This is a genomic window from Pseudoalteromonas sp. A25 (assembly GCF_009176705.1).
In the GTDB taxonomy this organism is placed as follows: Bacteria; Pseudomonadota; Gammaproteobacteria; order Enterobacterales; family Alteromonadaceae; genus Pseudoalteromonas.
Genome location: NZ_AP021846.1, coordinates 2,587,039 through 2,607,134 on the forward strand (window position 1 = coordinate 2,587,039; position 20,096 = coordinate 2,607,134).

18 protein-coding genes are annotated in these 20,096 nt (G+C 43.1%); 9 read left to right on the top strand and 9 right to left on the bottom strand.

Translation table 11 applies throughout. The features are described from left to right. Nucleotides 1-42: 42 nt before the first annotated feature. The gene (locus GDK41_RS11070) at nt 43-2,994 is read right to left on the bottom strand and encodes an EAL domain-containing protein (protein ID WP_442960210.1); all 2,952 of its coding nucleotides are present in this window, start codon (nt 2,992-2,994) and stop codon (nt 43-45) included. A 375-nt stretch (nt 2,995-3,369) separates the two neighbouring features. Between GDK41_RS11070 and GDK41_RS11075 the strand changes: the two genes are divergently transcribed. Continuing rightward, complete coding sequence (locus tag GDK41_RS11075; protein WP_152086471.1) at nt 3,370-4,524, top strand: chorismate mutase; 1,155 nt, start codon at nt 3,370-3,372, stop codon at nt 4,522-4,524. A 55-nt stretch (nt 4,525-4,579) separates the two neighbouring features. Here GDK41_RS11075 and tyrA read toward each other — a convergent pair whose 3' ends face one another. The 6 genes from tyrA to GDK41_RS11105 form a co-directional block, all read right to left on the bottom strand. Beyond that, a complete protein-coding gene (tyrA, locus tag GDK41_RS11080; RefSeq protein ID WP_152086472.1) occupies nt 4,580-5,713 on the bottom strand; it encodes a bifunctional chorismate mutase/prephenate dehydrogenase in 1,134 nt (377 codons plus the stop codon). Between the two features lie 173 nt (nt 5,714-5,886). Then, nucleotides 5,887-6,246 carry a 50S ribosomal protein L19 gene (rplS, locus tag GDK41_RS11085; protein ID WP_152086473.1) on the bottom strand — a complete coding sequence of 120 codons (360 nt, stop codon included), beginning with the start codon at nt 6,244-6,246 and terminating at the stop codon, nt 5,887-5,889. A gap of 33 nt (nt 6,247-6,279) precedes the next feature. Then, nucleotides 6,280-7,047, bottom strand: coding sequence for a tRNA (guanosine(37)-N1)-methyltransferase TrmD (gene trmD, locus GDK41_RS11090; RefSeq protein WP_152086474.1), 768 nt, complete (start codon nt 7,045-7,047; stop codon nt 6,280-6,282). Continuing rightward, nucleotides 7,047-7,580 carry a ribosome maturation factor RimM gene (gene rimM, locus GDK41_RS11095; RefSeq protein ID WP_152086475.1) on the bottom strand — a complete coding sequence of 178 codons (534 nt, stop codon included), beginning with the start codon at nt 7,578-7,580 and terminating at the stop codon, nt 7,047-7,049. Before rimM ends, trmD begins: the two co-directional genes overlap by 1 nt. Before the next feature lie 17 nt (nt 7,581-7,597). Next, nucleotides 7,598-7,846 (bottom strand): 30S ribosomal protein S16, encoded by a 249-nt coding sequence (rpsP, locus tag GDK41_RS11100; RefSeq protein WP_010382415.1) that lies wholly within the window; start codon nt 7,844-7,846, stop codon nt 7,598-7,600. A 220-nt stretch (nt 7,847-8,066) separates the two neighbouring features. Next, nucleotides 8,067-10,157 (bottom strand): TonB-dependent receptor domain-containing protein, encoded by a 2,091-nt coding sequence (locus GDK41_RS11105; RefSeq protein WP_152086476.1) that lies wholly within the window; start codon nt 10,155-10,157, stop codon nt 8,067-8,069. A gap of 216 nt (nt 10,158-10,373) precedes the next feature. Here GDK41_RS11105 and GDK41_RS11110 point away from each other — a divergent pair, with 216 nt between their 5' ends. The 5 genes from GDK41_RS11110 to GDK41_RS11130 all read left to right on the top strand — a co-directional run bounded on the left by GDK41_RS11110 (nt 10,374) and on the right by GDK41_RS11130 (nt 15,127). Beyond that, nucleotides 10,374-11,189 (top strand): heme/hemin ABC transporter substrate-binding protein, encoded by an 816-nt coding sequence (locus GDK41_RS11110; RefSeq protein WP_152086477.1) that lies wholly within the window; start codon nt 10,374-10,376, stop codon nt 11,187-11,189. Then, the gene (locus GDK41_RS11115; protein WP_152086478.1) at nt 11,186-12,235 is read left to right on the top strand and encodes a FecCD family ABC transporter permease; all 1,050 of its coding nucleotides are present in this window, start codon (nt 11,186-11,188) and stop codon (nt 12,233-12,235) included. Before GDK41_RS11110 ends, GDK41_RS11115 begins: the two co-directional genes overlap by 4 nt. Then, entirely contained in the window at nt 12,228-13,025 is a 798-nt protein-coding gene (locus tag GDK41_RS11120; protein WP_152086479.1) for a heme ABC transporter ATP-binding protein, read from the top strand. The genes GDK41_RS11115 and GDK41_RS11120 overlap by 8 nt, the downstream gene beginning before the upstream one ends. Then, the gene (locus GDK41_RS11125) at nt 13,018-13,770 is read left to right on the top strand and encodes a HugZ family pyridoxamine 5'-phosphate oxidase (protein ID WP_152086480.1); all 753 of its coding nucleotides are present in this window, start codon (nt 13,018-13,020) and stop codon (nt 13,768-13,770) included. Before GDK41_RS11120 ends, GDK41_RS11125 begins: the two co-directional genes overlap by 8 nt. A gap of 148 nt (nt 13,771-13,918) precedes the next feature. Then, nucleotides 13,919-15,127 (top strand): endonuclease/exonuclease/phosphatase family protein, encoded by a 1,209-nt coding sequence (locus GDK41_RS11130; RefSeq protein ID WP_152086481.1) that lies wholly within the window; start codon nt 13,919-13,921, stop codon nt 15,125-15,127. 32 nt (nt 15,128-15,159) lie between these two features. On the opposite strand, the gene GDK41_RS11135 is transcribed toward GDK41_RS11130, so the two are convergent. Continuing rightward, nucleotides 15,160-16,047 (bottom strand): LysR family transcriptional regulator, encoded by an 888-nt coding sequence (locus tag GDK41_RS11135; protein ID WP_152086482.1) that lies wholly within the window; start codon nt 16,045-16,047, stop codon nt 15,160-15,162. Nucleotides 16,048-16,189: 142 nt separating this feature from the next. Here GDK41_RS11135 and GDK41_RS11140 point away from each other — a divergent pair, with 142 nt between their 5' ends. Then, nucleotides 16,190-16,834 carry a class I SAM-dependent methyltransferase gene (locus GDK41_RS11140; RefSeq protein WP_152086483.1) on the top strand — a complete coding sequence of 215 codons (645 nt, stop codon included), beginning with the start codon at nt 16,190-16,192 and terminating at the stop codon, nt 16,832-16,834. A 56-nt stretch (nt 16,835-16,890) separates the two neighbouring features. Here GDK41_RS11140 and GDK41_RS11145 read toward each other — a convergent pair whose 3' ends face one another. Beyond that, complete coding sequence (locus GDK41_RS11145; RefSeq protein ID WP_152086484.1) at nt 16,891-18,111, bottom strand: hypothetical protein; 1,221 nt, start codon at nt 18,109-18,111, stop codon at nt 16,891-16,893. A 158-nt stretch (nt 18,112-18,269) separates the two neighbouring features. On the opposite strand from GDK41_RS11145, the gene GDK41_RS11150 reads away from it, so the two are divergent. Beyond that, the gene (locus GDK41_RS11150; RefSeq protein WP_172971599.1) at nt 18,270-19,307 is read left to right on the top strand and encodes a sensor histidine kinase; all 1,038 of its coding nucleotides are present in this window, start codon (nt 18,270-18,272) and stop codon (nt 19,305-19,307) included. Beyond that, a complete protein-coding gene (locus GDK41_RS11155; protein ID WP_152086486.1) occupies nt 19,304-20,044 on the top strand; it encodes a LytR/AlgR family response regulator transcription factor in 741 nt (246 codons plus the stop codon). The genes GDK41_RS11150 and GDK41_RS11155 overlap by 4 nt, the downstream gene beginning before the upstream one ends. Nucleotides 20,045-20,096: the final 52 nt, after the last annotated feature.

A 20,096-nucleotide genomic window follows, 5' to 3' on the forward strand; every position in this document is an offset into this window, starting at 1 on the left:
CGTGTTATTGCATATTTAAGTGAAAAATAACGTTTTGTTTTTCTAAATAGCGCGCTGTTTGAGGGTCTCAAAAAATGCTTCAACGTCAGACTGAGCAATTGGTGGACTATAAAAGTAGCCCTGCACCACATAACAGTTATTTTTTTGTAAGAAGTCCACTTGCTCTTGCGTCTCTACGCCTTCTGCCACCACTTGCAGTTGCAGCTTTTGCGCCATCGCGATGATAGCCGCGGTGATCTCCATATCATTTTGGTCATCAGGAATATCTTTGACAAAAGATCGGTCAACTTTGAGCATATCTACAGGAAAACGCTTTAAGTAACTCAGCGAGGAATACCCTGTTCCAAAATCATCAATGGATAAAGCAACGCCAAGCTTTTTAATATCATGTAGCTGTTTAATAGCCGCTTCTACATCGCCCATCAACATACTTTCTGTTAACTCAAGGTGTAGTAAATGAGCAGGCATTTTAGTACGTCGTAAAACGTCCGCTAAAGTACTTATTAAGCGGTCATCCTTAAATTGCCTTGCAGATAAGTTAATAGACATGCTTCCAGCTTTGCCAACCGCTTGTAATTGCATTGAAAAATTACACGCTTCCTCTAACACCCACTCACCTAACTCGACTATAAGGCCAGTCGCTTCGGCTATATGAATAAACTTATCAGGTGGAATAAAACCTTGTTCAGGGTGATACCACCTTATCAAGGCTTCGTAGCCGATCACTTCTAAGGATTGGCTGTTGACTTGAGGTTGATAATTGAGCTTAAACTGCTTTTCTTTGATTGCAATGCGTAGCTCATTTTCAATATATAAACGTTCATTGGCTGCTGCATCCAACTCTTGAGAATAAAAGTGGAAAGTGTTTCGCCCTTTTGCCTTAGCTTCGTACATAGCTAAGTCAGCATGTTTAAGTAGTTGCTCTTCTTCTTGACTATCAAAGGGGGCCATCGTGATGCCAATACTCGCACTGACTATCACTTCGTTGTTACCCAGTTTTATTGGCTTATTAATGGTACGTTGAATGGTATGGGCCACTTCCATCGCGTTATCTCGACTATCAATACCACTGAGTAATACCGCAAATTCGTCCCCCCCTAAACGCGCAATGGTATCTTCGGCACGTAAGCGGTTTTGCAACCTGTTTGCCACTTCAACCAACAGCCTATCACCCGCATCATGGCCTAAAGTGTCATTAATTCGCTTAAATTCATCAAGGTCAAAATAAAACAACGCAAAAGCGTAGTGTCCTCGCCCTGCTAAAGCCATCGACTTACGCAGTTGCATTCTAAAAAATGTACGATTAGCCAGGCCTGTCAACGTATCAAAATAGGCTAACTCTTCCATTTTGCGCTGACTTTCTTTCACAAACGAAATATCTTGGGCAGAGGCGACATAGCTAGAAATAGTGCCGTCGGCTTCGCGAATTGGCGAAATGCTCAAGCTAACCCAAATAAGATCCACACCGGAGCCTGCAAGTATTGTGTCACCACGCCAATAATTTCGGCTTCGTAAATCTATATCGATATCATCAACCAATATTGCCATATCAGAAGAAATAATATCTAACAGTGGCTTACCAATAAAATGCGTTTCTTCAAACCCGGTCATTTCAATCATTTTTGGGTTTACATAATCGATTTCAAAATTACCGTTGGTGATCGCCACTGCCGTGCCAGAAAACGACACTGCTTTAGACAAGCGATTCGCTTGTTTTTCAGCTTTTTCCTTTTCCGCAATTCGCTGATTTAGGCCACTGACGAGCGTTTTAATCTCACTACTCATTTTATTGACGGTGTCGTTAAGCAAACCAATTTCGTCATTACTAACCGGTAATTTAGGCGTTTCCCATTGCCCTTTGCCAAACCCACTCACCGCACCTACTAGCGCGTTAATACGACTTAACACCAGTTGATATAAAACCTGATGAAGTAATAAAGCAACAAACGCCGCATACAAAATAAATAAGCCAAAAAACTTAATCTTTAATGCTTCTATCGACGATAAACTTGAGTCTCTTTTTTGGTAAACTCCCAAGTACCATCCTAGCTTTTTCAAGGTGGTGACATTAATGATGTGCGCCTGCCCATTACGTTCAAACTCCCCTTGAAAATCAGTTAATTTAGCTTCAAGAACAGGTTCAAAAACATTTTTTAATTCAGGAAAAAGTGTGGCTACAGATTGCTTAGTATTGTGGCTTTGTGCACTTACCTTGCCCATCGATGGTGCTGCAATGACCTCTCCTTGGGCGTTTAAAATAACGTAGCCCTGATGCTCATCTGACAACAACAATTGAGACACCATATTCTTAACTTCAATATCCGATCCCGTGAAACCAACATATGCATCGTCATAATACAGCGGTACTAAAATGCTGATCACCCACTTATTCCAAACTTTGTCGAAATGAACGTCAGACCAAAGTGCCTCTCTAGTCGGGTTTAATTCTTCACGAAGTAAAGGCAAAAAATGTGAATTAAATCGCTCTTGTTTATTTTGTGTATTGATCAATACATTGGGCGGCGCTACACGCACAAATCCATCTTGTGTATTAACATAAAAATTAAAAAAATCTTGTAACAAGGAGGGGGCAAGCACATTCCACAAAGCCTCAGACTGAACAAAAACTTGTCGCTGCCTTTCATTTAGTTCTGTGGTAGCAAATTGTGCAGCAGACAAGCCATTACTTGCAGTACTTTGAAATATCCCATCACTGAAATTAATATCTAACGACTGAGTGTGGGTAATATTATTTGCCTGATACCATAGCTCTTTTGCAACAATAGAATTAGCTTGTTCAGCAAGGTTAGATTTGTGATCCAAAAACTGATTAAATTGTTTAACTGATTGATTACTTATGCGCTTTAACTGAGCATACTCTTCATGGATCAACTGCCTTTCTTCAGATTTAAGCATTAATGCGGCAGCAAAAATACCAGCGATTACACACACTGCTGATATCAACACTGACAGCTTTACACTGAGCGAGTGCATCCCAAAACGCGAAGGGGGTCGGCGATTGACCACAGCTAAACCCTTATTAGTTAGTTGTTATTCTTATACTTAGTCGAGCAAATATAACAGATCCGTTAGCCATACGCCAAGCTCGGCGTTTTATCAACTTGTTACAATAAAGTGATATCTGTAATTTAACAAAACTAAAGCTTGTAGATTCGATTTAAAGTGTGCTAATAATGTAGCCAGACTTTATTTTATCAGTTTAATTATGAATTTAATTGTTACTCGCACTTACGTATTTTTCTTTTTTAGCTTCTTTGATTGAAGAGGCTTATTTGTTTGCGCGTAACACTCACAAATAATAAGCCTCCCAACTGGGAGGTTTTTTTTTGCCAATGGGAATGAGGACCTATGACTGAAGATACATTAAACGCCCTAAGAAGCGACATAAATGAAATTGACTCTGAGCTGTTAATCCTGCTTGCGAAACGCCGACGCATTAGTTACAGCGTGTTAGAGTACAAAATTGCCAACAAAAAACCGATCCGAGATGAGCGTCGCGAGCAGGCCTTACTTGAGAAGTTAATCGGCTATGGTAAATCACTGGGCTTAGATGCCTACTATATTAATAATGTATTTCAAACCATTCTTGAAGACTCGGTTCTAAACCAACAAGCACTCCTACAAAAAAGTCTAAACCCAGATGCCGTTGGAGATACACATCGCGTAGCCTATTTAGGTGGCCCGGGTTCATATAGCCAATTGGCATGTCACAAGTATTTTAGCCGCAGACCCGGCAAGTTAGTCGAGAATGGTTGTCAGAGCTTTGAGCAGATCACCGAACAAGTTGAAAAGGGCCAAGCTGATTACGGCTTACTACCGATTGAAAACACCAGCTCAGGCAGTATCAACGAAGTTTTTGACCTTTTACAACATGCACAAGTATCCATCGTGGGTGAAGTTACTCACACGGTTGAGCACTGTTTACTCGCCCAACCCGATACCCAGTTAAAGGATGTGCACAAAATCTTTGCCCACCCGCAACCATTTGCTCAATGTAGCAAGTTTGTGCAGGGCCTAGGTGATGTGTTGCATGAAACCTGTGATTCAACATCAAGTGCATTACAAAGTACTTTAAATACCCCTAATAGCGCAGCAATTGGCTCTGCTCAAGCGGGCAAAGATGTTGGCTTAGAAGTAATAAAAACAGGACTTGCCAACCAAGCTGAAAACCATAGCCGCTTCATTGTAGTAGCCCGTAAGGCACTACAAGTCTCAACACAGATCCCAACTAAAACTAGCCTAATTATGGCGACCAAACAGCAGGTTGGTTCGTTAGCTGATGCACTTATGGTGTTTAAGCAGCACAACATTAACATGGTTAAACTAGAGTCGCGCCCAGTTCCAGGCAACCCATGGGAAGAAGTGTTCTATGTTGACTTGGTCGCTAATACGGCTGAGTCACACGTACAAAAAGCGCTAGAAGAGCTAAAGGATCATACTCAGTATATCCGTATTCTGGGGTGCTACCAAAGTGAGTCTATGCAAGCTGTTGAGGTGATGTAACAAGAACAACTGATTGGGCCAAGTGAAGGTTTTCTCTTGGCCCAATACTTTTTAATTAATCTAGCACTTTGGCGTCATTGGCTTTGTTTAACAAGCCGCGACTTTGTTTTAAAAATTGTGCAGCACTATCTGAAAAATACTGTTTGGCTTGGGTAAAGGCATCTATAAGCGCAGCTTTGTCGCCCTTTTGTAATTTATCTAAAGTATTGGCAAACGTATCTTGATAACTTGCCAGCAACCCTTCTACATCGTCAAATTGTGCTAACATGATATCGGAATACAGCTCTGGTGATTGCGCAAACAAACGCCCAACCATCATCAGTTCCAACTGGTAAATTGGCGACGAGCAACTTCTTAGTTCCTCAAGAGTATGACATTGCTTTGACAAAAATTGTCCATATACGAATGTCGTCAAGTGACGCATTACTTGAATAATTTGCATCGCTTGGTCATGTTTTTTTGCATCAATTTCTACCAGCTGACTTCCCCAAATATTGAGTTGCTGTAACAAACCTTCACATGCTTTATGCATACGACCGTGACAAACCACAATGGTTTGTTTCACCCAGTGAGAAATATCTGGACCGAACATAGGATGTAAACCCACAACCGGGCCACTATGTTTGTCTAACAACACTTTAAGTGGTTTTTGCTTTACAGAGGTAATATCAGCTAAAACACAGTCTTTAGGTAGTTCTGGTAAACTATTTACAACGCTTTCAATTGCGTTGATTGGCACACTGATCATCACGAGTTTAGCATCTGCTAACAATGTTTGAGCCTGAGACTGCTGCGCTCTATCCAATATTCGTACTTCATAACCTGAGCGCTGAAATTGCTTGGCAAAAAGCTGCCCCATCGCCCCTTCACCACCTACTATCACCACAGGAGATAAAGACGGCGCGGCACAGGCCAGTTTGCCCTGCTGGTTTTCATAGGCTTCTCGCATCATACGTCTGAGAATATCTTCTACCAGATCAGGGTTAACATTTAAGCTTTGGGCCTGCTCCCGTCTTGAGGCAATTAATTCAGCCTCTCGCTCTGGTGCATGCAATGGTGCACCCGTTTGTTGTTTAATAATACCGACTTGCTCAGTCAAAGCGCGACGCCTAGCCAACAAATTGACCAGCTCAGTATCGCACGCATCAATGCCGTGTCTTAATTCGTTTAAATCCATTGTACTCGCCATGAGGTGTAAAGATTAAATTACAGCAGTAAAAAATATGATACAGTCAGTCTATCAAGATAGCTAAAATGAAGAAAGCGTAAAGCGCTTATATGTTAGTTGAATTTTTTGTGTTTATAAACCAAAACAGGCCACTCAAAGAGTGGCCTGTTTTTTTAGCGGGGTAAACGCGCGTATTAGTTAAGTTTCTCTTTAATACGTGCTGATTTACCTGAACGCTCACGCAAGTAGTAAAGCTTAGCACGGCGAACTGCACCGCGACGCTTAACTGAAATGCTGCTGATTAGAGGGCTGTGCGTTTGGAATACACGCTCAACACCTTCACCGCTCGAGATTTTACGAACTGTGAAAGCTGAGTGTAGACCACGGTTACGCTTAGCGATTACAACACCTTCAAAGGCCTGTAGACGCTCTTTTTCGCCTTCTTTTACGCGTACCTGTACAATTACTGTGTCACCAGCGCCGAACGCAGGTACGTCTTGCTTAAGCTGTTCAGCTTCAAGCTCTTTAATAATATTTTGGTTTACTTTTGCCATTTTATTTCTCACATTCCTAGGTGTAACTGTCTTCTAGCCACAAGCTTCTTGGTACTCTTGCTGAAACTCAGCGAGTAGTGTCGCTTGCTCCTCAGTCAGAGCTAGGTTACGCAACAAGTCTGGACGTCGTAACCAAGTTCGACCTAATGACTGCTTAGTGCGCCATTTGGCTATCTCTTGGTGGTTACCGCTGAGTAATACAGCAGGTACCTTTTTGCCATCCAATGTTTCTGGCCGAGTATAGTGAGGACAATCTAACAAGCCATCCGAAAATGAGTCTTGCTCCGCAGATTGGTTATGACCTAACACCCCTGGCACTAATCGAGCTACTGCATCAATTAATGTCATGGCCGGTAGTTCACCACCACTGAGGATAAAATCACCAATGGACCATTCTTCGTCTACATGAGACTCGATGATCCGCTCATCTATACCTTCATAGCGACCAGCTACTAAAATCAATTTTTCTGACTTGGCCAATTCGGCCGCGCCTTGTTGATCTAGTTTTCGCCCTTGAGGAGACATATAAATTACTTTAGCGCCTTCGCCTGCTGCCGCTTTGGCTGCAAGTATTGCCTGCTGTAATGGTTGCACCATCATCAACATGCCAGGACCACCACCGTAAGGTCTGTCATCCACAGTTCTATGCTTATCAGTGGCATAGTCTCGTGGATTCCAACAGTTAAAATCGATTAAACCGTTTTTAACCGCACGGCCTGTAACGCCTTGTTGGGTTATCGCATCAAACATTTCAGGAAAGAGCGAAATCACTCCAATCCACAATGGATTTTGCTGGCTCATTAAAAGCCTGGATCCCAATCAACAATAATTTGTCGTTCATCGTGTTTAACTTCTTTGATAACTGAATCAGTTAAAAAAGGAATTAAACGCTCCGACTGACCAAATGCATCTTTTTTGTTTGCTTTCACAACCAAAACATCATTTGATCCTGTTTCCATCAAGTCATCAACCTGTCCTAAGTCGTAACCTTTATCAGTCACAACAGACATGCCAATGAGATCTCGCCAATAGAACTCCCCTTCAGGAAGCTCTGGCAGTTGCGCAGCATCTACAGAAATTTCCGCATTGGTGAAAGCCATTGCTTGGTCTCTGTCATTTACTTGCGCAAACTTGGCGATAAAGCCCTTGTTGTGGCGACGCCAGTCGCTTACTTCAAGGGTTTGCCATTTACCTTGTTGCCCTATCAACCATGGGCTGAAATCGAAGATCCCTTGGGGATCATCAGTAAATGAATGCACCTTAAGCCAGCCCTTAATACCATAAGGGGCACCAAGCTTACCTACTACAATAATCGAGGTGTTTTCTTGACTCATGGTTACACTTACGCCTATTAAGCCGCTTTACGAGCGTCTTTAACTAACTTAGCTACACGATCAGAAAGACCTGCACCTTGACCTACCCAGTGATCAACACGGGCAAGGTCTAGACGAAGTTTTTCTTCTTGACCAGCAGCGATAGGGTTAAAGAAACCTACTTTCTCGATGAAACGACCGTCACGCGAGAAACGGCTATCCGCAACCACAATTTGATAGAAAGGACGCTTCTTAGCGCCACCACGTTGCAAACGAATAGTTACCATACCGTCCTCTAAATAGATTGACTGTTTTCATTAATAAGATTTACTTCCCACTATTGGGAAGCTGGGGAATTGTACGAGTTTTTTTCAACAATGCAAGTAAGAATTACGTTTTCTGCTTTTGGTAGAACAATTCATTACTGTTTACACCTAAGGTATAGCCTAAGTGTATAAAAAATACGATGAGAGCGCCTTATAGCCTCACAGACGCTCTCAAAAGAGGTTAAAAGATATATTTCAGTTTTGCAGCAATATGTCTACCTGGCTGCGTGTATTGGCTCAGACTAGTGTCCTTGTCTTGCCCTGCGACATCTTGATAGGAGATGTATTCTTTATCAAATACATTAAACACCCCACCATTAAATTGCCATTTACCTAGTTGATACTGTGCAAACAAGTCAGTTGTACCCCAGCCACTGGTTTGTACCATCGTTTCATTAGGTACTTTATCCATGCTTTTGGCACCACGAATAGCAGCAGTGACCGACAAATCACCAAAGTCATAACGGGCTTTTAGATAACCATTCAATGGACTCATTGACTCTATATATTGATTTGCCACCGTATCTTTGCCATCTAAGTACGTTACACCCGCATCAATCGCAAAACGGTCATTAAGCCATAGTGTATAGCTGGCCTCAACGCCCTTTATTTCAACGTCAGACAAGTTCTGATATTGATAATAAGATTTGTTGACTCTTGGGATCCGTGTTGGCTGCGTTTTTACAACTTTAGAGGTGATAAAGCCATCAAAGTCAGTATTAAATACTGATAACGCAAATTGATGATTTTCAAAGTCGCCTTTTAAACCCAACTCGATGCCTTGGCTATATTCAGGGTCAAGATCTGCATTAGGTAAGATTTGATAAAATGGTTCTACTCCATGGCTTTGATATGCTTGGTCATGAGGAGGAATTTTAAACCCTTCTGCATACTGTACATAAGCCCGCAAATGACGATTAACCGAATAAACCAGCCCTACTTTTGGAGAAAATGCAGTTTTGTCGATACCTTTAAAGTCTGCGCCCTCATATAGTGCACTGTCTTTAGCTTGCATATCATAATGGTCCCAACGTACCGCCATTTGCAATTCAAGCAGTTCATCTATTAACGTCATATTACTTTGCGCAAAAATACCTAGCATGTCTGTATCGGCACCAGGAAATGCCTTTTGCGGCTGGTTAGCAAAGAGCGTTTGCCCAGTTGCATCTATGCGAGTTTTAAAACGCGGGCGTGTAGTGTCGTAACGTTCAAAGTCAAACCCATAAACTATTTGCTGAGCCACGCTGCCAGTCATCAGCTTTTTATCAAGCAACAGCTTAGCGCCCCAAATTTGCTGTTCAAAGCGGTAATCATTGTGATCTACATAAGCGCCCGTTCGACCATTTCCGGCTCTTATTTGTGCACTCTTTTGTTCAAAATCGGTTAAGTAGATTTGCGCATCTAAGTTATCGTATAAATAAGTAGCCGCTTGAGTGCTGTAACCCAAAGAGAACGATACGCTATTGTTGTCATCAACCGTTTCTTGCAACGCTTTAGACACAACTTGATTGGTTTGCTGCTCAAAGTAATCCACCGTTACTAATAAAGTGTCGGTGCTATTCAAGCGCTGTTGTGATTTTAAAACCACGGCATTGCTGTCGTAATCAAAGCCAGGCAGGTCCTCTGCGTAGTTTTGCGTTTCTTCACCGTCTCGGCGCGTCAAAACGATGGATGTTGCGTTATCACCAAAACGTCTTGCAAACGTACCAGTGAAAGACGATTCATCACTTAAACCATTAAAACCAGCCTGAATACTTGCAAATTGTGACTGTTCAGCCAAATAGTCTTCAGGGGTTTTACTAGAAATAACAACAATACCGCCCAGTGCGTCAGAGCCATATAAAGAAGACGCAGCACCCTTTGCTACTTCTATTTGTCTTATCCCTTCAATATCTAAGTAGCCACGACCTACTAACAAGCCACTGCCACCTTGATAGGCATCATTAAGCCTGCGACCATCTTTTACATAAACCACGCGGTTGCCACCCATGCCGCGAATATTTAACGCTTGTGCCTGCCCCGCTTTCCCTGTTGCGCTAATACCGGTTTGATAGCGAAATGCCGTTGTTAAATCTACCGCCAATTCACCATCAATATCTTGCTCGGTAACCACATTAACGCTTCCAGCAACATCTGATAACTTTTGGTCGATACGCGAGCCCGTAACAACGATTACATCGCTATTTTTTTCAAATTCTTCAGCTAACACACTCATCGAGTTAGTCATAGCCATAATCAAACCAAAAGAAATTGCTGAGTGTTTAAATACCATTTTTATACCTCAAAAAGGGAAACGAGTTATTTGCCGACACTATAAAAGCACAAAGACACAAATGCAAATGAAAATAGATATCATTTAGGTGTAGATTTAAAAACCCATTTTCTGTACACTTCACACATCAAAAAGCGCGTGCTTAAAAACTGGGCTAGACAAACAAAGTATGCCCCAGGCGCTTATCCGTGAGTTTTTATATAAAATGAGAAACAGATGAAACAACGTATCTATTTATTTTTTACACTGTTGATATTGAGTTATAACGTGCAAGCTGAGCGATTGGTTATCGCAGGCGGGACGCTCACAGATATTGTTTTTGCGCTCGGCGCAGGGGAACAAGTTGTTGCCGTAGACACTTCAAGTACATGGCCACAGCAAGCACAGTCGTTACCCAAAGTAGGTTATTATCGAGATTTAGCAGCTGAGGGCATTTTGGCGCAGTCCCCTACACACGTGTTAACACTCGAAGGCAGTGGCAGGCCTGAAGTTTTAACGCAAATTAAAAGTACAGGTGTTCAAGTAAAGCATTATCCTAAACCAACCAAAGTTACTGAATTATTTGCCCTGATCAATATGCTTGGTGAGGACTTAGATAAGCAAAATAGTGCGACACAACTGATCAGAAAGCTCAAACAGCAGTTACCAACAACGCAAAAACAAACGCCCTATAAAGCACTCTTTATATTATCCGCCAGTGACCGAGGTGTATTGGTTGCAGGCAAAGAAACAGTACCTGAGGTGTTGTTTAATTATGCCGGAATTGAAAACCTTGCTAATGGCTCAGGTTTTAAACCCTACAACTTAGAATCGCTTTTAGCCAGCAACCCCGACTTCATCGTTGCGCCAAGCCATAGTGTGTATGCATTAGGTGGAAAAGACGCATTTTGTGCACAAGCATCACTTGCGCTTATCCCTGCGGCACAAAAATGCCGTGTTTTGGTGATGGATTCATTAAGCTCGATCGGCATGACCACTCGACTCCCTGAAGCCATTGCAACCTTATCTGACTATGTACAAACAGCTTTATGAACAATATTGCACACCCATTACTGCACGATAGGCAGCATATTCAGTGGTACTGGTTAAGTGCTGCCATACTTGTCTTGTTAACTTGGTTATCACTAAGCAGCGGAGCAATTGGTTGGGATTTAAAAATGCCAATTGTTTGGTTGTTGCCTGAGTCAATGACTGCCGATGTTCAACCTCTGCATGTTAGCGTGATGACGCAAATTCGCTTGCCTAGGTTAGCGCTCGCTATTTTAGTCGGTTCAGTATTAGCCAGCGCTGGTGCTGCAACGCAAGCGCTGTGCCGAAACCCACTTGCAGATCCTAGTTTAATGGGTGTAACGGGCGGGGCTGCCATGGCCGCAGTGGCTGTGATTGCACTTAATGCAAAAGTAAGCTTTATCCACGAAGCGATGGTAACACCAGCAGCATTTTTAGGCGCAATTAGTGTTACAGCATTAATTTATAAAGTTGCAAGCCATCAGGGGCAAGTGCAGATCACCACTTTATTGCTTGCCGGTGTTGCTATTAATGCCATGGCTATGGCTGTCATTGGTTTGTTTAGTTTTTTTGCTGATGATAGCGCCCTGCGTTTAATGACCTATTGGCAAATGGGGTCGCTTGGCGGTGCAAGTTGGTCAGCAATGAAATACGCGGCCCCGCTCATTGTACTGAGCGTATTTGCTTTATTTATACGTCGTAAAAAAATCAATGCATTGATGCTTGGCGAGCTTGAAGCGCGTCACCTTGGTGTAAACGTTAAAAAGCTAAAAATGGAAATTGTTGTGATTGTTGCCTTAGGTGTAGGCAGCGCCGTTGCTCTGGCTGGCATGATTGGCTTTGTTGGCCTGTTAGTCCCTCATGTGGCACGCTTGCTCGTTGGCCCCGACTTGAGACGTATGCTGCCATTGAGTATGTTGCTAGGTTGCGTGTTAATGTTATTAGCAGATTGGATATCACGCCTTATTGTTGCGCCATCAGAGCTGCCTATCGGTATTGTAACTGCGCTATTTGGTAGCCCATTTTTTGTCTATCAATTATTGAAACAAAAACGAGGTCAACATGCTTAGCTGCCAGCATTTATCTATTCAACGTGGCCAAAAACGCATCCTTGAAAACGTCAATTTTACCTTAAAAGAAGGTGAGTTTACGGTATTACTAGGAGAGAACGGCGCAGGTAAATCAACACTATTAAGTGCAATTTGTGGCGATATCCCTTTTACAGGTAACATATTACTAGAAGGTAAAGCACTGTACGCTATGGATGATCATGCGCTTGCTACCAAACGTGCTGTGCTTTTACAAAATAACCGTATCAACTTTGCGTTTTCTGCCGCACAGCTTATTGCCATGGGCCGTTATCCATATAATGAGTCGATGCAACAACAAGCAGAGGTGGTCAATCAAATAATTGAACAACTGAGCTTAGAGCAACTTGCATCCCGAGATGTTACAGCGTTGTCGGGCGGCGAATTTCAACGTGTTCAATTTGCCCGCTGTTTGGCACAGCTAAATGCCCACAAAAGCTCAACGCAAAGTAAACTGATGTTGCTGGATGAGCCCACCTCAGCGCTTGATATGCACCATCAACACTTAACACTATCAAAAGCTAAAGCGTTTGCTAGACAAGGCAATACTGTTGTTGCAGTGCTACATGACCTAAACTTAACCTCTTTGTATGCAGATCGTGTGCTGCTACTCAATAAAGGCAAGCTAAGTCATGACGGCAAGCCTCAGGATGTTTTACAACACTCTGTTTTGCAACCAATTTATAGAGCAGGCATGCAAATCACACCGCATCCTGATCACCAAATACCCATGATATTTTCAGAACCACAACGAGGAGTAACTCATGCGTGAACAAGCGGCCTTTGAGGCCCGAACTTTAGTCAGACAATCTAATGTTTGCGTAATTTCAACCATTTCTAAGAACCTAGCTGGTTACCCGTTTGGTTCGGTCTCACCTTTTATGAGTGATAATGAAGGCCGATTAGTCTTTTACATTGCAGGCATTGCGCAGCACTCACGCAACCTCTGTGAAAACAGTAAAATGTGTGCCACCGTATTTGATGCGGCCGAGCAAGGTGACCAAAATGCGCATGCCCGTGTAACTGTGGTGGGTGACGCAGCGCCGGTGCCTGTAGAGGAACATGACGCCCTCTTAGCCCGCTATGAGCGCCAGTACCCTGAAGCTGTAAGCTACCGCCAAGCCCATGATTTCCAGCTGTGGCGCATGGAAGTTAAACGCGTACGCTATATCGGCGGCTTTGGTCATATTTTTTGGATTGAAAACGATGAATGGCGACAAGCGCAATCACAATGGGATTTAAACGACGAAGCCAATATGGTTACCCATATGAATGATGACCACAGCGATGCTAATCGTCTGATCTTAAAGCTCACTCATGGCATTGCTAGCGATAGCGTCACCATGACAACCATAGTCAGCGATGGCTGCTACTTGCGCGCCAACGAGAAAAACTACTATGTGCAATTTGAGAAAATCTGCTTAGATAGCACCAGTGTGCGTAAAGAGTTAGTGAGATTAACCAAAGCAGCGAGAGAGCAACTAGCTGAAGAAAGTGCCACTGAGCACAGTGAATAAAGCCTTTAACTGGCGCATATTGTCGGAGTTTAACTACCATCATGCGCCTTTTTAAATAATTAAGTGAAATAAAACAATATGCTACCAACATCATTTTAAGACGAAACCATGTAAACTACAGCGACCGTATTTAGTTTCTAGGTTCACAATGAAAAACACTCTTCTACCCGCCATGTTGGCAACCGCATTATTAAATATAGGTTGTCAAAGTATTCAAAATAAGCCAGCCACAAAGGTGCCAGAAGACTCAAATAACCTGAGAGTGGCGACTTTTAACGTCAGTATGGAAGCGACTAATTACAAAATAGATCAGCACCTCGACGTATCCGGCAATGCGTTAACCACTGCTTTAATCAGCGGTCAGTTCAAGCAAATAAACAATATTGCTCAAATCATTCAACGCACACGCCCAGATGTGATTTTACTCAATGAATTTGATTACATCAGCGACCCAGAACAAGGGATTAATTTGTTTAAAAAGCGATATTTAGAAGTATCACAAAATGGTTTTGAGCCCATTTTCTACCCACACATTTACCTAGCTCCTGTAAATACAGGCGTCAAAACGCCTTTGTTGGGCGAAAAAACAAGACTAACGCATTTTGGGTTTGGTCATTACCCCGGCCAATATGGCATGGTTTTACTTTCTAAATTTCCCATTGATAATAAGAATGTGCGTACTTTCCAGCGCTTTTTGTGGCAAGACATGCCCGACAACTTCATGCCTAAAACGCAAGATGGACGCAGCTGGTATTCAGAACAAGAACGCAACATCATGCGACTGTCTTCTAAATCACATTGGGATGTACCTATCAATGTATGCGGCAAAAAAATCAACATACTGGCAAGTCACCCAACGCCGCCTGTATTTGATGGACCTGAAGATAGAAATGGTCGCAGAAACCACGATGAAATAAGATTGTGGAAAGACTACATCAGTGAAACAGGCAACAGCTACCTGTATGACGACAATGGTCAATCAGGTGGTTTTAACGGTAGCTCATTCGTGATTTTAGGCGATTTAAACGCCAGTGCAGTTGATGGTGATGCACACCCAAAAGCCATCAGCCAGCTTCTGGAGCACCCACGAGTTAGCAAATATCCAGCCCCCACCTCAAAAGGTGGCTTACTGAATAAACCAAGTAACACAAATGCGGCAACGCATACCGCTCATTGGGGCATGAGAGCAGACTATGTGCTGCCATCAGCAGATTTAACGCTCACCAACAGCGGCGTATTTTGGCCAACAAAAGATGAAGCTGGCGCTGAATTGGTTGCTGATAGACGCGCGTCTTCAGATCATAGGCTGGTATGGGTAGATATTGAGTTATCAATTGATACGCTACAATGCGAATGACCACCAAAGCGAATAATGCAGTGCGGTAGTCGCTACCGCGCTAGTTTATGTGCTAAAAAATCATAAACGGCTCTAATACGCCTGTTGCTGCGTAGCTCTCGATGGGCAACCAGCCACTGCTCACCGACAAAAGGGGCAATATCTTTAAACACACGGGTCACGCACGGCTCGTTATCACCAACTGATGTGGCCATTATCCCGATCCCAAATCCCATTTTAACCATTTCCCATTGCACCAGATGGTTTTCACAAACAATCGAAAAGTTTTTATCTGTCGCAGGGATCTCTCTTTTGTTCAGTTCATTAATCATCATATCGGTGTGATCAAAACCAAGGAACGACAACGAGTTAAAGTCGGTGGCGTTAACAGAGCAATCGACACCAGCTAGGTAACTTGGTGATGCATAAAAGCCAAACTCCATATCCTTAATACGCCTAGCTATTAAATCAGGTTGATGTGGCCGAAAGCCCCTAATAGCGATATCTGCTTCTCGTCTTGTTAAATCACTGGCGGCGTTTGAAGCAAGTAACTGCAATGAAATACCCGGATGTAACGCTCTAAACGGCAGCAATATTTGTGGCAGTATAAAAGCTGATGTGGCTTCAGATGCTGAGATCACCACGTTGCCTTCGATAGAATCAGACTGCCCCGATGCTGCCAGCGAAAATAGATTAGCCGCTTCGCTCATCGCTTCTACATGTTCAACTAATTTCAACCCGGTTGGCGTTAAGCTTAACCCTCGTCCAACCCGTTCAAACAAAGCAACACCCAACTCAGCTTCTAACGATGCAACTTGACGACCTAACGTCGGTTGAGTAAGCCCGAGTGCACGTGCGCCCGCTGACAAAGAGCCTTCTCTTGCGGTAACCAAAAATGACCGCGCATGATTCCAATCAAAATTCACTGAACGCCAATCCATCCTGTCTCCATCGCTCTACTACCTTTTAAATCAATATACCAACCCATGCAAATATGTATATTTAAAATGCAATTTTCGGCCAATTAATATTAATTTGTGCATGCTAATATGCACCTAAATCCCTTTTACGGCTGGAGTCAACATGCCTACACATTCTTTTTTCTGGAATTGCATCGCCAACAATTACGCAAAACAACCGGTTGCCGACGAAGTGTCATATCAAAAAAAACTAGATCATACTGAGCAATACCTTTCGAGCGACACACGTGTGCTTGAATTTGGCTGTGGTACAGGTTCAACGGCGATATATCACGCCCCCAAAGTTAAACATGTTCACGCAACAGACTTTTCTTCAAAAATGCTTCAGATCGCAAAAGAAAAAGCAGACACAGCTAATGTAACCAATATTAGTTTTGAGCAAACGCAACTGCTTGATCTCAATAGCCCTAATGGCAGTTGGGACGTAGTACTGGGCATGAGTATTTTACACCTACTACACGATTGGCAAGCTCACATTGCCAAGGTATTTGAACTATTAAAGCCTGGTGGCGTTTTTGTGACAAGCACAGCCTGTATTGGTGATATGGGCACTCGGTTTAAATTATTTGCACCACTTTTTAAAGTGCTGCCATTTATGCCCAGTGTTCAAATTTTTAGCCAAAAAGCATTAAAAGAGTCCATGGAAAATGCAGGCTTTACCATTGAATATGAGTGGTGCCCAGGCCCCAATAAAGCCGTATTTATGGTGGCTCGAAAACCCGAAGAGCACAATGCTAATGTAAAGTAAGCAGTTAAGCCACCGCAGCGTATTTTACACCGCTGCGGCCAACTGCAACACACTATTTAGCGAGCAGCGGGTTGATAAACCTCCCCTTTTGCAAGATAACGCTGTGACCCTTTTTGCACATGCTTTTCATCGTATGTAAAAGTTTGTCTGGCATAACCGCTCCATGCGTCGTTGACTAAATTGTCATGTTCATCGGTATTACGCATTTCAATTAATAAGCCCTGCATATTGTAGATAAAGTGAACTTTAGCCACGCCGTCAATGTTACGCGTCAATTGATTATTATGGTCATAGTACTCATGGCGCAACAGCTTTAGCCCTGTGGTGTCCCACACTGACACTCGTTTATGAAAGCCATACTTCCCGTTAATGGGCTGGCCTTGTGCATCCGTAAACCAACGTTCAGTTAGATTTCCGTATTGATCATATTGCGCATGCCAATGTACCGCCCCCGAATCGTGTATTGCAGGTTGCCCGTTAACGCCAAAAAACGCAATTTGAGTCCAATTATTCTTATCAAACGTATATTGCTCACCCGCTGTACCTGTTGGACCTAGCGCGGCCTTCCCCTGCTTATCGAGCACCTCCCAGCGCTCAAACCCCTGACGAGCGTTGTAAAAGTAACGATATTGCGCAGCCCCAGAGGTCGATGTTAGCAAATTGTTCTGCTCATCCACGTTCTGCATTAATCGTAAGTTTCCCCGCCCATCAAAAAGTAATCTAATGCGCTCAAATTCAAAGCCAGGCCGATGGGGTTTAAGCTCGCCAGATTGACTTACTCGGGTTTCAACAACACTGCCGTCACCTGGATGTGACCAATGATAGGCCGCCACACCCCAACTGTTTTCAATAGCCTCGTTGTCTTTATTAAAAAACTTAAGGCTCAGATAACGTCCTTTGCCATCTTTTTTATAGCGTTGTTCCCACACATCGCCCCATGCTGTGATTTGGTTGCCGAACGAATCAAAAAAACGATGTATTTCATACTTATCCTGATATGTAATTTGAGTATGAACCGCGTGCACGTACAAAGATGGAATACGTTTATAATGCTTACCCAGCTTAGTTTTGATCTCGACCAAACGATTGTATCTATCATAACCTGCCTGAATATGAATACGCTTTTGTGCATCTGCTTTGCTAAGCGGTGTAGTGCCAATAAAAGGCTGATAAGGTGACTCCCAAAAATGAAAATCAGCAAAATACTCAGTGCGATAAGGCTGTGACCAAACATTGGCGCTCAGTGTAAAAAAAAGCCAAAAAATAATTCGAAACATGCAAATACTCCGGGTTAAGTTATGCCCTTAACGTAACGATCTCAAAGGAAAAGGCACAGTCATTTGCGAAATTCGGTCACCCTTTTGCGGATTTCGGTTTTTAACCTAGGGCCCTGCACGCTATGATGCCATCAGGCCAAAATCATAATGAGGATAATATGTTCACAAGTCTTTTTGCTCGTCGTTTTGCTTGGGGACAACTACTGCTATGGGGGGCGTTAGCGCTGTTAACACGCTTTACTTGGTTAGATGTAAGACCCCCTGAGTGGATATGGATCTTCAGCTACATGGCATTAGGCGCACTTTTTTCGTCTTTATTATTCGTCGCTTACCAGCCCATACTGCGATGGCACGTCGCAGCTCAGCTAGCCATCGCCTTAGCGCTGTCAGTAGTTGCAGGGCTGGCTTGGCGAGCTAGCTTCAACGCGCTTGAGTACCATGTACTGGAATCTGCCAATAACCAGTTTCATTTTTGGGGCTATTTTCATAATGGTAAGTCAGCGGTCACGCAATTATTACTTTGGAGCTGTGGCTTTTGGCTTTGGCATTATCAAAAACGTACACAACTTCAATCTAAACAACAGGAGAAATTACAGCAGCAAGCGCGTGATGCGCAGTTAAAGCTTTTACAATTTCAAATCGATCCGCACTTTTTGTTTAACGTGTTGGCAAGTGTAGACACACTACTACTTAAAAAAGACAGCAACACCGCACGTAACATGCTGAATAAACTCAGTAGCTATCTTAGGCACACCTTGACACTTGAGCCTCCTCTTACTCAACCACTATCAAAAGAGCTTATGCGGTGCAGACACTATCTAGACATTGAAAAAATGCGCTTTGCCGATACCCTCTCGATAGAATGGCACGTACCAGAGTCTTTACCACAAGTGACACTACCGACGGGCATACTTCTACCGCTACTAGAAAACGCGGTAAAACATGGTGCAGCGGCACAAACGTCACACTCGAGCATTGGTATGGCACTCGAAACCCAGCCCCATTCCCTTATAATTAAAATGAGTAATCCATGTGCTTCACTCAGCGCAGCCAAAAATATAAACAATAACAAAGGAACAGGCATGGGACTGTATAACACCAAGCAAAGGTTACAGACCTTTTACGGCAATTCGGCAACATTGGCATATGGCCAACAAGGCGACCTTTTTATTGTGACCATGACGGTGCCACTATGAAGCCCCTAAAAGCCTTAATTGTTGACGATGAACCATTAGCCCGTGAAGCGCTTCGCCTGCGCCTAGAGGTTGCCAACGATATAGAAATAGTAGGCGAGGCTGACAATGGTGAAGACGCCTTATTGTTAGCTGCTCAGCAGCAACCCGATGTGGTGTTTCTAGACATTAATATGCCCAGGCTCTGCGGCATAGAAGCCGGTGCATTGCTCGCACAGTACTGCAACGCATACATCGTTTTTGTTAGTGCCTATCAAGAACATGCTATAGAGGCATTTCGTCTCAATGCAATCGATTACCTAACAAAACCAATTAACGATGAATTTTTTGCACAAACACTTACTCGTCTGCGACAACGTCAAATAAATCATCCCAAAGATAAGCAGGTAATAACGCCTAAGCACCAGTATCTTAAACGAATAGCTCTCAAAGAAGGGGGCGAAACCCGCATGGTAGATACGCAAAGTATTATATCTGTGGAGTCTGCTAATGATTACCTGTGTATTAAAGTCGCAAACCAGACCATGGTAATACGTAAAACCATGAAGCAACTAAGCACATTGTTAGACCCACAGCAGTTTATACGGTGTCACCGCTCCCATTTACTAAATATCAGCATGATAGAAAGCATGCAACAAACAGACGAAGGGGTATATCTGTGTTGCCAAGGACATATGCACCCCGTTAGCCGACGCTATCTTGGGCAGGTAAAAGCCAAACTGAAGGCTTTTTACCCCTAGTAGTTATACAAAAATAACTGACGATGATAACGCCTGCCAACAACTAAGCTGC

Bases quoted from the DNA above. Each gene is read 5' to 3' on its own strand.
- GDK41_RS11155 (WP_152086486.1), top strand. From the start codon at position 19,304: ATGAAGCCCCTAAAAGCCTTAATTGTTGACGATGAACCATTAGCCCGT.
- trmD (WP_152086474.1), bottom strand. From the start codon at position 7,047: ATGAGCCAGCAAAATCCATTGTGGATTGGAGTGATTTCGCTCTTTCCT.
- GDK41_RS11070 (WP_442960210.1), bottom strand. From the start codon at position 2,994: ATGCACTCGCTCAGTGTAAAGCTGTCAGTGTTGATATCAGCAGTGTGT.
- GDK41_RS11145 (WP_152086484.1), bottom strand. From the start codon at position 18,111: ATGTTTCGAATTATTTTTTGGCTTTTTTTTACACTGAGCGCCAATGTT.
- GDK41_RS11130 (WP_152086481.1), top strand. From the start codon at position 13,919: ATGAAAAACACTCTTCTACCCGCCATGTTGGCAACCGCATTATTAAAT.
- GDK41_RS11115 (WP_152086478.1), top strand. From the start codon at position 11,186: ATGAACAATATTGCACACCCATTACTGCACGATAGGCAGCATATTCAG.
- rimM (WP_152086475.1), bottom strand. From the start codon at position 7,580: ATGAGTCAAGAAAACACCTCGATTATTGTAGTAGGTAAGCTTGGTGCC.
- GDK41_RS11135 (WP_152086482.1), bottom strand. From the start codon at position 16,047: ATGGATTGGCGTTCAGTGAATTTTGATTGGAATCATGCGCGGTCATTT.
- GDK41_RS11110 (WP_152086477.1), top strand. From the start codon at position 10,374: ATGAAACAACGTATCTATTTATTTTTTACACTGTTGATATTGAGTTAT.
- GDK41_RS11150 (WP_172971599.1), top strand. From the start codon at position 18,270: ATGTTCACAAGTCTTTTTGCTCGTCGTTTTGCTTGGGGACAACTACTG.
- GDK41_RS11075 (WP_152086471.1), top strand. From the start codon at position 3,370: ATGACTGAAGATACATTAAACGCCCTAAGAAGCGACATAAATGAAATT.
- tyrA (WP_152086472.1), bottom strand. From the start codon at position 5,713: ATGGCGAGTACAATGGATTTAAACGAATTAAGACACGGCATTGATGCG.
- GDK41_RS11125 (WP_152086480.1), top strand. From the start codon at position 13,018: ATGCGTGAACAAGCGGCCTTTGAGGCCCGAACTTTAGTCAGACAATCT.
- GDK41_RS11105 (WP_152086476.1), bottom strand. From the start codon at position 10,157: ATGGTATTTAAACACTCAGCAATTTCTTTTGGTTTGATTATGGCTATG.
- rplS (WP_152086473.1), bottom strand. From the start codon at position 6,246: ATGGCAAAAGTAAACCAAAATATTATTAAAGAGCTTGAAGCTGAACAG.
- GDK41_RS11120 (WP_152086479.1), top strand. From the start codon at position 12,228: ATGCTTAGCTGCCAGCATTTATCTATTCAACGTGGCCAAAAACGCATC.
- GDK41_RS11140 (WP_152086483.1), top strand. From the start codon at position 16,190: ATGCCTACACATTCTTTTTTCTGGAATTGCATCGCCAACAATTACGCA.
- rpsP (WP_010382415.1), bottom strand. From the start codon at position 7,846: ATGGTAACTATTCGTTTGCAACGTGGTGGCGCTAAGAAGCGTCCTTTC.